Source organism: Bacteroidota bacterium (assembly GCA_039821555.1).
Taxonomy (GTDB): domain Bacteria; phylum Bacteroidota; class Rhodothermia; order Rhodothermales; family Rubricoccaceae; genus JBCBEX01.
In genome coordinates this window covers 81,243-96,420 of record JBCBNX010000006.1, presented here as the reverse complement: position 1 = coordinate 96,420, position 15,178 = coordinate 81,243, and the positions used below count along the sequence as shown (strand labels likewise).

The following is a 15,178-nucleotide window of genomic DNA, read 5'->3' as shown; positions in this document are numbered from 1 at the left end:
GACCGAGCCTGCACACTGAGCGGCAGCAGGTGCCGTCAACCCGGCCAGGGCAGCGCACAGCAGAAGGAGTACCAGCGCGAACCGAGATGGTGCGCGCACATATCCGCTCGTCGGAGGGCCATACATAGCTACGTAACCAGAACGTGAGGGTAGAGAACACGTAACCAACTTACTACCATCCAGTTCGTCAGATGCATGGTCGGCCATGCTAGACCTAGCGATCGCTCATGACGAAGGCTCGAAGCGGAGGTGGAGCCAGGTCTGGTCGTGCTCGGCGTCCGTGAGCGTGTAGTAGGCGAGGAAGTTGGGCAGCGCCACGTGCCGCCGCTGGTTGCGCACCTGCACGACGACCTCGTCGGCAAACTGCTCGGCCACGATCTCGTCGGCATCGGCGAAAGGGACACGGAGCGCGAGGTCGTAGGCGTCGCCGACTTCGGTGAGCTTGGTGGTCGGCTCGCGGTGGAGCACGGACGCCGGGTCGCGCGGGTCGTCGCCCTCGACTGGGTAGAGGGTGTCGCCGATTTGGTCGAGGAGATCGAGGCCGAACACCTCCTGGCCCTGGTGCGGGACGCGGAGGATGGGCAGCGGGGCGAAGCTGTCGGCAATCTCGTCGAGATAGCCCCGCTGCGCGGCGACGTACTTCGTGAGGAAGCCGTCGGCGGTCGCCTCCGTGTCTGGCAGCACGCGGTTCACCACGACCGCATCGACGTGGTAGCCGTAGAGTTGGAGGTAGGTGTGCGCGCGCCGCGCCTCGGCGATCACCATGCGCTCGGGGTTGCAGACGAGCCGCACCGAGGTCACCGCCGGGTCCTGCATCACCGCCTGGATGGCTTCGAGCTTGCCGAAGAGGCGGTCGAGTTCCTCGTAGCCCTTGTCGAGCGGGATGCCGGTGGTGGCGCGGACCGCGCGGCCGACCGACTTGATCGCGGCCTTCTGGAACGGGAACGCCTTCGCCACCCACCACTGCGTCACCTGGGGGAGGGTGAGCAGCGTGAGCGTCTCCCCCGTCGGCGCCGCGTCGAGCACGATGAGGTCGTAGGTGCCCGCCTCGTAGACCTGCTCGACCCACAGCAGCGCCGAGGCCTCGCCCATGCCGGGCAGCGCCGCGAGTTCTTCAGCGGCCACCTTCTCGACGCCCTGCCACTTGAAGAGGACGAGCAGCAGGTCGCGCAGGCTCGCCCAGTGCTTCTTCATCGAGTAGTAGAGGTCGATCTCCTGCGCCCAGAGGTTGTCGGCAACGGCAACCGGTTCAGGGCCGAGCGGCCGGTCGAGCGCGTCGGCGAGCGAGTGGGCGGGGTCCGTGGAGAGGACGAGCGTGCGGAGGCCGCGTCGGGCGGCAGCGAGCGCCGTGGCGGCGGCGGTAGTCGTCTTGCCGACGCCGCCTTTGCCAGTGAAGAGGAGGATGCGAGGCATGGTGAAGCGGTGAAGCGGTGAAGCGGTGAAGCGGTGAAGCGGTGAAAGGTGCTCGGGCTTGAGCGCCGTGTCAATCGCAGAAACAGGGAAACGAGCCTGCCGTACGTTCACCTCTCCGCGCTGTTTGGCCGGGCGGCTCCGCCGCTGCACGGCAACGCGACCTCACCGCTGCACTCTTCGCCATGCGCCGCCTGCTCCTCGTCCTCGTCTTCACGCTGGCTGCGGCGGCCTTGCTCGTCGCCCCGGTGCTCTTCTTCAGCACGAGCGCGTCAGACGCCGAGGCGGTACCACTCGCGTCCGCTGCAGCCGCTGGAGAGCCGGTCTCGCCCTTCCCGGCCAAGGTGCGCGGCATGACGCTCGACGCCGTCGGGCGACCCACCGACGACGCGCTGCCCGAGCTCGCCGCGCTGGGTGTGACGCACCTCGCGCTCATCCCCTACGCCTTCCAACGCACGCACGACGACCCAAACCTGCGCTTCAACCCCGAGCCGGGTTGGTATTCCGAGAGCACGACGGGCGCACGGGCCCTCGCAGCCCAGGCCGACACGCTCGGGATGCAGCTCATCGTCAAGCCGCAGCTCTGGCTCGGGCGGGACGAGGGCGAGTGGTCGGCCACCATCGGCTTTGATTCTGAGGAGCGCTGGCGGGCCTGGGAGGCGCGCTACCGCGACTACCTGCTCTACCACGCCGGCATCGCTCAGGAAATCGACGCGGCGCTGCTCGTGATTGGCACCGAGATGAGCCGCGCTGTCCAGGAACGCCCGGCTTTCTGGCGCAGCCTCGCCGACACGCTCCGCACCGTGTACGACGGGCCGCTCACCTACGCCGCCAACTGGCACGACGACGCTGAGTTCGTCACCTTCTGGGATGCCCTCGACGTGATCGGCCTGCAGGCCTACTACCCGCTCGCGGCATCCGGGGACACCACACACACGGTCGCGTCGCTCTGCGATGGGTGGAAACCGCACGCGGAGACGATCCGCGCGCTCTCCGAGCAATGGGACCGCCCGATCCTGTTCACTGAGGTCGGCTACCGCAGCGTGCCCTACGCCGCCGCCGAGCCGTGGCGTTGGCCGGAGCGCGGCGAACGCGGCGTCGTCCAGCCCGACACGACGCTCCAGCGGCAGCTCTACGCCGCATTCTTCGAGACGTGGTGGGACGACCCGGCCGTGGCCGGCGCGGTGTTCTGGAAATGGAAGCCGCCGCTCGCCACCCGTCCTGACTGGCACCACGAAGCCGACGTGGACGGCGCGCCGCAGGACGGCATCGACCTCGGCTTCACGCCGCGCGGGCACTCCGCCGAGCGCGTGCTGGCGCGGTGGTTCACGAAGAGCGACGATGCGCCGCAATGACGCTTGTGTCCAGAGTCTGCGCCCTCATCGTCACCTACAACCGCCGGGCGCTGCTGGCCGATACCCTCGCGGGGCTCGCTGCGCAGACGCACGCCCTCGACCACGTGCTCGTGGTGGACAACGCCTCGACGGACGACACGGCGGCCTTCCTCGCCGCGCAGCATCCGGCCGTGGAGCACCTACGCCTCGATCGTAACACGGGCTCGGCGGGCGGCTTCCATGCGGGGCTCGCTCACGCACAGCACGCCGTGCACGAAGGCCGACCGTTCGACTTCGTCTGGGTGATGGACGACGACGTGGTCCCGGAGCCCGACTGCCTGGCGTTGCTCCTCGCGGTTGCTGCGTCGAGTGGCAAGGCGGTCGTCGTCCCAGAGCGCCGGGAGGCCGACGGTACCGTCCGCCGCGCCGAGCACCGCCTCGACGACGCTCGGCAGCGCTACGTCCCGCTCGACTGCCCCACCTCGCTCGACGCCCCTGCAACCGAACCCGAATCACCACCGCGCTGGTGCGCCACGGACGTATTCACGTTCGAGGGGCCGCTCGTGCATCGTCGTGCGCTGGACGCGGCGGGCCCCCACAGCGAGGCGGCGCAGCCAGACGCCGGACTCTTCATCACAGCTGACGATACGCACTTCGCCATCGCTGTCTACCATGCGCTCGGTCCCGGTGCCTCAGCGCTCGTGCCGGACGCGGGCCTCCGCCGCCAGGTCCCACCGCCTACCGACACCGTGCTCGTCCGCTCCGCGCTCAAAGGCTGGCTCACGGGCAAACCGGCTCTCGACCTCTGGCCCGACCGCGCCCACTGGAAACGGGTCTACTACTTTCGCAATCGGCACCTCGTCTGGAAGCACCTGGGGTGGCGCCGCCGTCGCTGGCGGCACGCGGCGCTGCATGCGGGCTACCTCGTCACCGACGCGCTCGCGGCGCGACGTCTCGGGTGGGCGTGGCGCACGCGGCTCCGCTGGAATGCCCGCGCGTTCTGGCTCGGGCTGCGCGGCCGGTCCGGCGCCTTCCTGAACCCCGCTCGCTACTTCGCCGAGATCGAAGACGAACGGTCTCGGCGACCACGTCGATGAAGACCGAGGCGTCTATGCGTGCTGCTGGGTGGCGCGCTGCAACGCCGTACGAAGCGCTTCGTCCTCGTCGATGGCGGCCAGGTCATGCAAGAGCGTGTCGAGTTCGGCGTGGCTGAGGGGCGGGGTGCTCGTGAGGCCGAGGATCGCGGGGTGGCGCGTCTCCGTCGGGCGCTCGTCGGGCTCCCAGAGTTGCTCGTGCAGCTTCTCGCCCGGCCGGATGCCTGTGAACTCGATGGCGATGTCCTGCCCAGGCGCCAGGTGACGGATGAGCCGCTCGGCGAGGTCCACGATACGCATCGGCTCGCCCATCCGAAGCAGGAAGAGCGGCGCCTCGTCCAGCACGAGCGTGTGGAGGACAAGCGTCGCGGCCTCCTCGGCGGACATGAAGTAGCGCGTCATCTCGGGGTGCGTCACCGTGACCGGGCCGCCGGCTTCGATCTGCTGGACGAAGCGGGGCACGACAGAGCCCTGGCTGCCGAAGACATTGCCGAAGCGGACGGCCTTGCGGCGCATCGTGCGGCCTCCCGCGCGGACGGCCCACTCGGCGAGCCGCTTCGTGGTGCCGAGCACGCTCGTGGGCGCAACGGCCTTGTCGGTCGAGATAAACACGAACTGCTCGACGCCCGCGGCCTCGCAGGCGCGCACGAGCCGCGCCGTGGCCAAGGTGTTGTTGGCGAACGCCTCGCGCGGGTGCGCCTCCATCAGCGGGACGTGCTTGTAGGCGGCAGCGTGCAGCACTACGTCGGGCTGGTAGGTCGTCAGGAGCCGTTGCACGGCCTGCTCGTTGCGCAGGTCGGCGATACGGAGCACGAGGTCGCCGTCGTAGGCCGCGAGCTGCGGTTCGAGGTTGAACAAGCCCAACTCCCCGATGTCTACGAGCACGAGCCGCGCCGGCCCAAACGCCGCGAGTTGCCGAGCCAGCTCGGACCCCACGGAGCCGCCGGCCCCCGTGACGAGGACGGTACGCGGCGCGAGGTAGCGCACGAGCGCCGGACGGTCCACCGTCGGGTCCGGGCGATCGAACAGGTGGTGGAGCGTGAGCGGTACGGGCAGGAGGTCGCCAGCGAGCTTCGGCCAGCGCTCCACGGCCAGCCGCGCTGCGATCCGAACGCCGAGGACACCCACCACCGTCAGCAGCCACTGCCCTGCCACGATCCCGCGCATCGGCATGCGGAACGGCCCCGCGAGGTAGTCGAGCCCGACCGCGAGGATGCCGCCGACGGCGAGCGCCTTGGTCAACCGCGCGTAGTCGCCGAGGCGCATCGTCCACGGGGCCTGCGTGTAGCCTCGGGCAACCAGCAGCGCTGCGAGGGAGACCAGCGCTGTAATCGCAAACGTTGCCTCGTAGCCGACCTCGCTGGGCAGCCACACGGCGCGCCCGGTCCGCAACACCAGCGCGCCTACGAACGCGACGTACACGACGAGGGCATCGGCGAGGAACAGCAGCGCCCAGCGCCGGAATCGTTGGGGGACGTCAGTCAATCCAAAGGGGAAGCAGGTGGGGAGGAAACATACGGACGACCTTGCCGGAGCGATCCCCGACGGTCCCCCTTGGCGAAATCCGACGGGAACCCTGATGTCGCCTGGTCAGCGCGGGCGAGCGTCTTGCTGCCGCGTCGCGGCGACGATCCACCGTCCGCTCCGCTGGGCCATCTCCACGCGGGTGTAGCGCGGCAAGCCCCACGTCTGCCGCAACGCCACCGGCGTCTCGAAATAGGCGATGGCTGCGTCAGCGCCGGACGACAGGATGACGACCTCGTCGGGCGGGACGAGAGTTGGGTCGCCGGTGCGGAGCCGGTCGCGGTCCCAGAAATAAGCGGCAAAGTCGTCGGCGAGCGCTGGGGCGAAGCCTTGGCGGAAGTGCGTCGCCACGTCCTCCTGGGAGGTCATTGCCTCGGCCTGTGCAAAGAGCGCGGCCTCCAACCCGAACGCGTACCGTACGGCGCTCTGCACCTGCTCGGCCGCCGAGCGGACTGGAGCCTCGGTGCGTATCGATGGGGTCGCCGCCACCTCGGAGACGGGCGGCGCGGCCTCCGGTGGCGTGGTCGAAGCGCAGCCAACGGTACCGAGCGCGACGCCCAGCAGCCCTATGAGCACGCAGCGCGTCACAGTTCGATGGCGCCCACGACCGCGTCTGGGGCGTCGGTGAGCGCCACATAGATGGTGGCGCGGTCCCGCCACACCAGCGAGGTCAGCGTCCCGTCGCCCGCCGGGCCGAGCGGCTGCACGTGCACGTTGCGCGCGACGATGCGGTTGGCGATGGGCCGCGCGAGTGTCACCGCGCCCTCTGCCGCGTCAAGGTGTGCGTAGGTCACCGCGTAGATCGGCACCCGCTCGTCCGCCACCTCGACGACGAACATCGGCACGGGAAACGCCTCCGCGAACCGCGCCACGCCGGCGCCGGTCAGCGCCGACCCATCGAGGCGAGGCGGCTGGATGCGGAGCCCCGTCTGGTCCTGCACGAACGCACGCGCAGCCTCCCGGTCGGTCAGCGCTTGCTCTGGCTCGACGTCGAGGCCCCGCTCTGCCACGAGCAGCAGGAGATCGCCGCCCTGTGCGGAAATGAGGCCCGACCGCGCGGGCGGATCGGCGAGGAGGACGCCGATCACTGCGCTCGCCAGGATGAGCGCGAGGGCGATGCCCCACCGCCGCGCCGCACTCGGCTTCTGCGCAGACTCTGGCTCCTGATCTGGATGCGGTTCTTGATCTGGATGCGGCTCACGGACCGGATGCGGCTCCTGGTTCGGTTGCAGCTCCGGTGTCTGTTGGAGTGGCCCGCGCCCAGCAACGGGACCAATCGCCGTGTACTGGACTGTGGCTGGCGTCGCTGACGCGGCCACCGTGCGTACTACAGCGATCGGGGCCTCGTCTGCGACGGGCACCCCACCGGGTGGTTCAGGCAATGCCTCTGTGGACGCTTCCATCGGTGCCTCCATCGGTCGCGCCGTGGCTCGTGCGGGCGACGGTGCCACGGGAGGGACCACCCGCGCGTGCGGGATGAGGGGCGTGTGCAGCGGGTCGGTCATCGGAGGCGGTGTCAGGAAAAAACAAGCTGGAGGCGCATGCCCTGGCGTAGCGAGAGCAGGGACGCCGCGCTCCCGCCCCGCACTCCCACTTCGAGGAGGCCGTCGGAGCCGTAGAGCAGCAGCGGGTCGCCCTCGGCCACGGCGCCGTAGGTGGGCTGGATGCCGCGCAGGATCGTGGAGCCCACATAGCCCTTCACCGCGCGACCGTCGGCGTGTGCCTCCACCAACGCGCGGGGAATGTTTGTGATCGCGTTGCCGAAGCGGTCGAGGTGGAGCACCCAGCCCTGGATGCCATGCGCGTCGGCCTGGGGCTGAAGCCAATGCATGGGGCGCAGCGCGTCGAGAGGGCTCCCGAGGTCGGCGAGCGGCGCGCCCGAGGCCAAGGCGGCGGCGGCTGGGGCGAACAGGTCGCGCCCGTGGAAGGTTCGGCTAGGCTCCGCCGTGCGCCACATCTTGGGGTCGTCGAGCACAACAGCCTCATCCGGCTGCGCACTCGCCACGTCGCCGACGATGCTGGGCGCAAACGCGAGCGGGAACAACCCGTTGTCGGGCCCCACGACGAGGTGGTCGCCGAAGCGCGCAGCCACGGCCCGCCGCTCCGTGCCAACGCCTGGATCCACGACCACGAGGTGCACGGTGCCTGGTGGAAAGTGCGGCCAAGCCTGCCGCAGCACGAACGCCGCCGCCATCACGTCCTGCGGAGCGACCTCGTGGCTCACGTCCACGAGCCGTGCGCCAGGGGCCCGCGCCAGCACCACGCCCTTCATGGCAGCCACGTAGCCGTCCTGGCTGCCGAAGTCAGTGAGCAAAGTGATGAGCACGGCGGACAGTGGACGGTGGACGGTGGACGGCAACGAGTAACTGACAAACGCACGGCGCCCACGTAGGCTAGGGTGACCGCGTACGGCGATTTCGAACGGAATCTACCCCCGCTGGCATACCAACCCGCAACCACCCCTGTTCGCCGACGAATCAGCCCACCTTTCTTCCGCCCTCCCGTCCGCGTACCTTCGCCTACCCTAGCCTTCGCCCCCCGTGTCTACCCCGCTCTCTTCCGACGCCGCCCTGACGCCGACCGTGCCCGCCGCTGCGGAGCGCGCCCTCGACGAATTCGTGCAGTTCTGGGGCGACATGGCCGGCCACTGGGGCATCAACCGCACGATGGGTCAGATCCACGCGCTGCTCTACGCCACCGCCGAGCCACTCGACACGGACACCATCATGGCACGGCTCCAGGTCAGCCGGGGCAACGCCAACATGAACCTCCGGGCCCTCGTCGACTGGCGGCTCGTCGACAAGGTCAACCGGCCGGGGTCGCGCAAGGACTTCTACGTTGCCGAGACGGACGTCTGGAAGATCTGCGCTACCGTGATCGAGGAGCGCAAGCGCCGAGAGATCAAGCCGGTCCAGGTCGCCGTCGCGGACACCCTCGGCACGCTGCACGCCGACGGGCCGATCACTACCGAGTCAGCCCAGACACTCGACACGCGTCTGCACAATCTCGCCGACCTGCTGCGCGTCTTCGATGCGATCACGGACGCGCTGCTGCCGTTCGTGCAGGCGAAGAACGAGAAGAAGCTCCAGCGTCTCGCCACCTTCGCCCACCGGCTCAACGGGAGCGGCGCCAACGGCAACGGCACGCGCGGCAACGCAGGCTGACGGCGATGGCGTCCCCCTCCAACGATCCCGCATCGCGGAGCGGAAACGCATCGCGCAACAAGGAAACGGGCGACCACGGCGAAGACCTGGCCGCCGCCTACCTCGAAGCGCAGGGCTTCGTGGTGATGGACCGCAACTATCGCTTCGAGCGCGAGGAGATCGACCTCATCGTCTGGGAGCGCGACGACCTGTTCGGGCTCGGCGGCGCACTCGTGTTCGTCGAGGTCAAGACGCGACGCGGCACGGGCTTCGGGCGCCCCGAAGCCGCCGTCACCCCCTCTAAGCAAGCCGCCATTCGCCGCGTCGCCGAGGCCTACCTCTATGAGCGGAAGCTCGACAGCACCGTCTGTCGCTTCGACGTGGTGGCCGTGTTGCTACCGCCCGGCCGCGACCCCGTCATCGAGCACTTCCGCGATGCTTTCGGGATGGAAGGGTGACGTCCACACGTCCACACGTCCCTACGCTCCCTTCCAGGCGCGCTCGGGGAATTTCGCGGTGTAGCGGTCGATGCACTCCTCGATGACGCGGGTCGCCTCTTCCTTGTCGAGGTAACCTTTCGTCTTAACCATCTTGCCTTCGAGCGTCTTGTAGTCGAGGAAGAAGCGCTCGATCTGGTTACGCTGGTGTTTCGGGAGGTCGTCGATGGTTTGGATGTGCGCAAAGCCAGGGTCGTCGGCGCAGACAGCGAGAATCTTCTCGTCGTCGCCCGCGTCGTCCACCATCGGGAGGGCGCCGATCACGCGGGCGCGGAGAATCGAGAGCGGGTCCACGGATTCGCTCATCAGCACGAGCACGTCGAGCGGGTCGCCGTCGCCGCCGAGCGTGCGCGGGATGAAGCCGTAGTTGGCCGGATAGTAGACCGCGCTGTAGAGCACACGGTCGACGCGGATGAGGCCGGTGCGCTTGTCGAGTTCGTACTTGACGGTGCCGCCCTTCGGCACTTCGATGACGGCGTTGAACTGCTGGCCGGGGTCGCGGCCGGGGTCGAGGTCGTGCCAGGCGTGCATGGCAGAGTGGGGCTGGAGAAGAGCAAGATGGAGAGGGGACACCGCGCCACACACAAGCGGGAGCGATGCGCCCCACCTAGCCGCCGCCGCCGGACTTGTTTCGCTTCGAGGTCGTGGGTCGCAGGTCTAAAGCCGTAGGTCTCCAGCATCCTGCCACGGCTCGGGTGGGGTGCCGCGCCCTACCTTCACTTCTGACTCCCTACTTCTCACTTCACACCGCCCCTTCCCATGCGTGCGCTCATCCTCCGTCGCCCCGAAGACAATCCCAAGGGCACCGTCGCTGCCCTCGAAGACTGGGACGACGAGCGGGTCCCTGACGAGGCCGATGTGCTCGTGCGCGTCGCCTATTCGAGCCTCAACTACAAGGACGGGCTGGCCGTCACGGGCCGAGGCCGCATCGTGCGCGCGCCATTTCCGTTCGTGCCCGGCATCGACCTCGCGGGGACCGTCGTGGAGTCGGCGAGCGACGCATGGGAGCCCGGCGACGCCGTCGTGCTGACGGGCTGGGGCACGGGCGAGGAGCGCTGGGGCGGCTACGCCGAGTTGGCCTGGGCCGACGAGGACCACCTCGTGCGCCTCCCGGACGGCCTCACCCCGAGGACAGCGATGGCGCTGGGCACGGGCGGCCTCACGGCGATGCTCTCTGTGATGGCGCTGGAGGAGCATGGCATCACGCCGGAGAAGGGCGAGGTCGTGGTCACGGGCGCGTCGGGCGGGGTGGGCAGCCTCGCCGTAGCCCTGCTGGCGCGCCTCGGCTACCAGGTCGTTGCCTCGACTGGGAGCGCGGCGGCACACGACTTCCTGCGCGGCCTCGGAGCCACGCGCATCCTCGACCGCCGCGAGATCGGCGACGCACCCGCGCGCCCGCTCGGCAGCGCGATGTGGGCCGGGGCCATCGACGGCGTCGGGGGCGACACGCTCGCCAACCTGCTCGCGCACACGGACCGTCACGGCTGCGTGGCTGCCTACGGCCTGGTGGCGGGCCACGCCCTCCACACCACGGTGATGCCGTTCATCTTACGCGGCGTCACGCTCGCAGGCATCGACTCCAACACGTGCCCGACGCCCCGCCGCGAGGCCGCGTGGCAGCGCCTAGCCGCGCTCCTCGGCCCCGATCTCGACGACGGCACCCTCGCCCCGCTCATCGACGACATCGACCTGGCGGACGTGACCGCCTACAGCGAGAAGATCCTCGCGGGCGAGACGACGGGGCGCGTGGTGGTGCGCGTCAGCGGCTAGACGCCGGGTTCGGCGGCTCACGCTTGGGCGTGGCATCTAGCACCGCGCCATCGCCTGAGGCGGCACCTCCGGCTGGGGTGACGCTGCCCTGCGCCCTCTGGTCCTCGCCGTGTTCCTCGTCGGAAAGCGGTTGTTCCTCGTCGGAAAGCGGGAGGTCGAGGAAGAAGGTGGTGCCGGCTTCGGCCTCCGTCTCGAAGCGGATCGTCCCGCCGAGGTCTTCGATCGCCTTCTTGACGATAGCCAGCCCGAGGCCCATCCCGCTGTTCTTCGTCGAGAAGTTGGGCGTGAAGATGCGCGGCTGCACGTCCTCAGGGATGCCCAGGCCGGTGTCTGTGACGGCGCTCCACGCACGGCGGCGGCGCTCGGTCCAGACCGTGATGTGATCCGGAGGTGCATCGTCTGGGCGCTCTTCGGGCATCGCCTGGAGCGCGTTCTTGAGGAGGTTGATGTAGACCCGCCGCAACTCCTCCCGGTCGGCCTCGACCCAGAGCGGTGCCCCGTGGAGCGCGAGGCGGATCTCGGCGCGGGCGAGCCCAGCCGCCTCGTCACGGATGGCCGCGGCGGCTTCGCGCACAACGGCGTTGAGGTCGACCCGCTCGATGCGGCGGCGAGGAAGGCGTGCGAAGCTGGCAAACTCGCTCGCGATGCGGCTGAGCGCGTCGATCTGCTCGATGAGCGTGCCGGAGGTGCGGTCGAGGAGGCCCTCGAAGCGAGCATCGGTGAAGCGCTCGTCGCCCGGTTGGTAGGCGCGGCGGAGGTGCTGCACCGAGAGCTTCATCGGCGTGAGCGGGTTCTTGATCTCGTGCGCTACCTGCCGGGCCATCTCGCGCCAGGCGAGCTCGCGCTCCTGCGCGGCCAGTTGGCGCCGGCTCTCGACGAGTTGCCGCTGCATCGTGTTGAACGACTCCACGAGTTCGCCGACCTCGTCGCGCTCCTCGACGGGCAGTGGCTCGGCCTCCTGGCCCTCGCCGATGGCGCGCAGGCCCTCGCGGAGCCGCTGAAACGGGCGTGTGAGCCGGTTCGTGAGGAGGACGGTGATGAGCACCATCGCCAGCGAGAGCACCAGCAGCGTGCCGAAGAGGTAGGCCACGATGCGGGCTTGCTCCTCCTCGATGGTGAGCTGCTCGGGCAGCGTCGGCACGGCGATGACACCGATCGGCTGCCCCCGCTCGTTGGCGATGGCCTTGTAGCCCGTGGTGTAGGTGTAGGTGCCGATCTGGTCCTCGCCAAACGCGAACCGCTGCCCGTCCACGAAGAGCGCGGCGTAGACCGGCATCGGAAGGCGGCGGTCGATGAGGTTCTGCCGGACGAGCTGGGAGCGGCTCGACGCCGAGAGAAGCGGGCCCCGGTAGAGGTTCACGTCGAGGCCGAGGCGTTGACCGAGCACGTCGGGACGGACCGCTTCGAGGAGGCGCGTGATGGGCGCGTCGGCGAGCGTGGGGTCGTCGAGCGCGAGGTCTTGGATGGCTGCCTCGACGCGTTGGAGGCGCTGCTGGAGCCGGTCCTGGGTGGCCTGGCGGTTTTGCTCCACGATCACGCGCTGCCCGACCAGCCCGGCCACGATCACACCGGCCACGCCGACGAGCAAGAACCGATTGAGCACCTTGTCGCGGAAGCGCGTCTTGCGGGGCGGGAAGAGCCCGGCCCGCCACCGGAGCACCACCCCGAACACCCAGGCCCCGAGTGCGAACGGAAGCCCAGAGAGCGCGAGGCGTAGCAGGTTGTAGAGATGGTCGTAGAGCACCAGCGCGGGGGCGCGCACCGCAATCACAGTAGCGTCGGAGCCGCCGGGCACCCAATAGTAGACCAGCGTCGGGCGCTCCTCCACGGACTCGTCTCGCCACATCATGCGGGTCTGCGTCAGGTCGGCGCGCAGCGCTGGGTCGAGCGCGAGCGGGCCACCGAGCGCCCCGCGGGTCCGGGCGAGCACGTCGTCCTGGTACTCGGCGAAGGAGAACGCGGCCTCGTCTTCCTCGAACAGGCCCGCAGGCACGAGCACGCGCGGGAAGGGCGTCTCGGAGACGTAGCGCGCTGGCTTGGGCTCCGCGCGGATGAGCAGCCAGCCCGTCGGCTCGTCGTCGTCGCCCACGCGCACGGGGCCGACGCCGGCGTAGCGGTAGACGCCGCGTCGGTCCTGGGCGAGCGTGTGTTGGACGAAGAATCCGATCTCGCCCGCGTCCACGTAGGTTTGCCGCAGCGCACCAAAGCGGAGCGGGTCGCTGCCGCGGCTACGCCGCAGCGGCACGGGGCTGGTTTCTTCGAAGCGGCCCAGCGTGCGCCCCTCTGGGAAGCGGCGCGATACGGGGCTGCGCAGCTCCACGGCCACCGTATAGTCCCCGAGCGCGGAGAGGAGCGAGCCCGTGACGAGGTCCGTCGCGAGCGAGTCGAGGCGCTGGCGCATGAGGGCACGGCGCGATATCCGCGGCACGGCCGGCGCGTCGGGGTCGTCCAGGAGGCTGTCGGCCGGGATGACCGGCGTCGGGATCGTCGGCTCCGGGTCGAGGCTGTCGGGGTCCACGACCCCAGGCGCGGCCTCGGCGAGCGCGCGCTGGAGCGCGGGGTTGGCGCGCGCGTCGGCCAGCACCTGTTCGAGCGCCAGCACCACGCGGGGGTCCTGGCCGCTGCGGAAGCCGTAGGCGGCCTCAACCATACGTTCGCGGCGCAGCGTCTCGTCGGCTTGGTAGAGCAATGGATAGGCGAGCATCGAGAGGACGAGCACGGCCAACGGGAGCACCCGCAGCGAGAGCAACGTCGCCCACCCGAAACGGGTGCGGCGGAGGTAGGCCGCGAGCGCAAACGACGCTGCCAGGAATAGGGCGAGGGCCTCGACGGGTAGGAGCTCGCTCACGGTCCCCGTAGAGTAGCCGAAGGCGATCACGACAGCACCACCCGTTCCCATGAGGAATACCGCACGGTAGCGCCCGCGCATCTCCCCGCGTCCAAGCCAGGCCCCGGCGAAGCGCAACAGCGCCGCGAGCACAAGCACGCAGGCGAGCACCCCTGCCAGCAGCGCCGCAAACGCGAGGAGCGTGAGCGGCTCCGGCATGGGACCGCTGCGCTCGAAGTAGTCCAGCGTCGCATCGCGGAGCACGAAGCGCACGCCGAGCGCAACGAGCAGAAGGAGCCCGCCCCCGAGCGACGCGAGCCCCATGCCCGCCAGCAGGCTTCGTAGTCCAGAACGGGAGTGCACCGTCGCGTACTCCAACCGCCGGCCAAGACGGAGCGCGAGGTCGAGCACGGCCAGGGCGATCAAGACAGCCGCAGCGGAGGTAACGAGCAGGTCGCCGAGCGTTCGGGCGAGCCCAGCGCCCAAGTCGGAGGCGAGATAGGCGGGGTCGAAGAGTGCATCGAAGGTCGGCGTGGTCCGCATCCAGAGTGCCGGCGCGTCGGCGGCGAGGAGGCCGTAGCGGGCCGCCACGAACGCCACGGTGCAGGCTGTCAGCGACACCACGCCGCGCCACCATGCCGCCCAGGTGCGCTCGTCCTGCGCGTGCCGCAGCACCAGGCCGTGCGCCTGCCACATCCCCGCCACGATCCAGCCGAGCAGCACCACCACCCAGAACACCTCCACCGCGTGCCACCGCGCCGCCGCCGCCGACAGCAACACGTCCGCCGAGGGCTCGGCCACGGCTAGGCGCGCCAGCGGCGTCCCGTCGCTGCCCCGCAGCAGGACCCCCTGCTCCATCGCCACGAGCGTCTCCGGACGATCGAACGCCACCGCGAACGGCAGGCCCGCCGCCTCACGCCAGACGTCGGTGACGCTATAGTCTTGGAGGTAGCGGTTGCGGACCGGCACCCGCTGCTCCACGAGCCGCATCACCCGGACGGCCCCAAGCGTGTCGAGGCCGCTCCGCACGGGCTCCCAGACCACCAGCGCGCGCCGCGCCACGCCGTCGTTGACGATGCCCGTCCGTCGCCCCCGCAGCCACGTCGAGTCCTCGGCCGCCGAGCCGAGCGGCAGGCTGAAGCCCTGCCACCCGATCAGTTCCTGCGTGGGCGTGTACACCTCGACGGCGAGGCGCTCGCCGAGGGCGAGGCCACCGAGGTAGCGATACATCGCGTCGGTGTCGGCTTCGGGCGTGGCCGTCGGGGCGCGTCCCACCGCGGCCCGCAGGCCTGCCTGGACGGCCGCGGCTCGCGCCACCCGCTGCGCAAGGTCGCCTTGCTGCGCTTCCAGCACGGCCAGCCGGCGGGCTGCCGAGCGCTCCAGCGCGGAGACGGTCTGCGTGGCCTCGCGCTCGGCGTCGGCAGCGATCGCCCGGAGCGATGCCTGCTCGGCCATCCATGTCCCCCCCAGCACGCCGAGCAGCAAAAGCCCACCCAGCAGCAGCCGTCGCCCCAGCGCCGAGGCCGTCAGGCTTTCGGACAAAGGAAGCGCAGAAGCCGAAGAGGAAACAGCCATAGCT

The 15,178-nt window shown here is 70.0% G+C and carries 12 protein-coding genes; 5 read left to right on the top strand and 7 right to left on the bottom strand.

The window, feature by feature from the left end:
- Positions 1 to 225 precede the first annotated feature (225 nt).
- Positions 226 to 1,413, bottom strand: a complete 1,188-nt coding sequence (locus AAFU51_09350) for an ArsA family ATPase (protein ID MEO1571462.1) — start codon at positions 1,411 to 1,413, stop codon at positions 226 to 228.
- Between the two features lie 182 nt (positions 1,414 to 1,595).
- Here AAFU51_09350 and AAFU51_09345 point away from each other — a divergent pair, with 182 nt between their 5' ends.
- Both AAFU51_09345 and AAFU51_09340 read left to right on the top strand, forming a co-directional pair.
- On the top strand, positions 1,596 to 2,765 hold the full coding sequence (locus AAFU51_09345; GenBank protein ID MEO1571461.1) for a hypothetical protein: 1,170 nt from the start codon (positions 1,596 to 1,598) through the stop codon (positions 2,763 to 2,765).
- Positions 2,762 to 3,841 carry a glycosyltransferase gene (locus AAFU51_09340; protein ID MEO1571460.1) on the top strand — a complete coding sequence of 360 codons (1,080 nt, stop codon included), beginning with the start codon at positions 2,762 to 2,764 and terminating at the stop codon, positions 3,839 to 3,841. The genes AAFU51_09345 and AAFU51_09340 overlap by 4 nt, the downstream gene beginning before the upstream one ends.
- 12 nt (positions 3,842 to 3,853) lie before the next feature.
- On the opposite strand, the gene AAFU51_09335 is transcribed toward AAFU51_09340, so the two are convergent.
- The 4 genes from AAFU51_09335 to AAFU51_09320 all read right to left on the bottom strand — a co-directional run bounded on the left by AAFU51_09335 (position 3,854) and on the right by AAFU51_09320 (position 7,688).
- Positions 3,854 to 5,323 (bottom strand): polysaccharide biosynthesis protein, encoded by a 1,470-nt coding sequence (locus tag AAFU51_09335; GenBank protein MEO1571459.1) that lies wholly within the window; start codon positions 5,321 to 5,323, stop codon positions 3,854 to 3,856.
- A 105-nt stretch (positions 5,324 to 5,428) separates the two neighbouring features.
- Positions 5,429 to 5,950: a hypothetical protein gene (locus AAFU51_09330; protein ID MEO1571458.1), complete on the bottom strand. Its 522-nt coding sequence runs from the start codon at positions 5,948 to 5,950 to the stop codon at positions 5,429 to 5,431.
- Positions 5,947 to 6,867 (bottom strand): hypothetical protein, encoded by a 921-nt coding sequence (locus AAFU51_09325; protein ID MEO1571457.1) that lies wholly within the window; start codon positions 6,865 to 6,867, stop codon positions 5,947 to 5,949. The genes AAFU51_09330 and AAFU51_09325 overlap by 4 nt, the downstream gene beginning before the upstream one ends.
- Before the next feature lie 11 nt (positions 6,868 to 6,878).
- Positions 6,879 to 7,688, bottom strand: a complete 810-nt coding sequence (locus AAFU51_09320; protein MEO1571456.1) for an SAM-dependent chlorinase/fluorinase — start codon at positions 7,686 to 7,688, stop codon at positions 6,879 to 6,881.
- 214 nt (positions 7,689 to 7,902) lie between these two features.
- On the opposite strand from AAFU51_09320, the gene AAFU51_09315 reads away from it, so the two are divergent.
- Entirely contained in the window at positions 7,903 to 8,526 is a 624-nt protein-coding gene (locus tag AAFU51_09315) for a hypothetical protein (protein MEO1571455.1), read from the top strand.
- A 5-nt stretch (positions 8,527 to 8,531) separates the two neighbouring features.
- Positions 8,532 to 8,963, top strand: a complete 432-nt coding sequence (locus tag AAFU51_09310) for a YraN family protein (protein ID MEO1571454.1) — start codon at positions 8,532 to 8,534, stop codon at positions 8,961 to 8,963.
- A gap of 21 nt (positions 8,964 to 8,984) precedes the next feature.
- Here AAFU51_09310 and AAFU51_09305 read toward each other — a convergent pair whose 3' ends face one another.
- Positions 8,985 to 9,533, bottom strand: a complete 549-nt coding sequence (locus AAFU51_09305; GenBank protein ID MEO1571453.1) for an inorganic diphosphatase — start codon at positions 9,531 to 9,533, stop codon at positions 8,985 to 8,987.
- Positions 9,534 to 9,761: 228 nt separating this feature from the next.
- On the opposite strand from AAFU51_09305, the gene AAFU51_09300 reads away from it, so the two are divergent.
- Positions 9,762 to 10,772, top strand: a complete 1,011-nt coding sequence (locus AAFU51_09300; protein MEO1571452.1) for an MDR family oxidoreductase — start codon at positions 9,762 to 9,764, stop codon at positions 10,770 to 10,772.
- Here the strand turns inward: AAFU51_09300 and AAFU51_09295 are convergent.
- The gene (locus AAFU51_09295) at positions 10,762 to 15,141 is read right to left on the bottom strand and encodes an ATP-binding protein (GenBank protein MEO1571451.1); all 4,380 of its coding nucleotides are present in this window, start codon (positions 15,139 to 15,141) and stop codon (positions 10,762 to 10,764) included. The genes AAFU51_09300 and AAFU51_09295 overlap by 11 nt on opposite strands.
- Between the last annotated feature and the right edge of the window lie 37 nt (positions 15,142 to 15,178).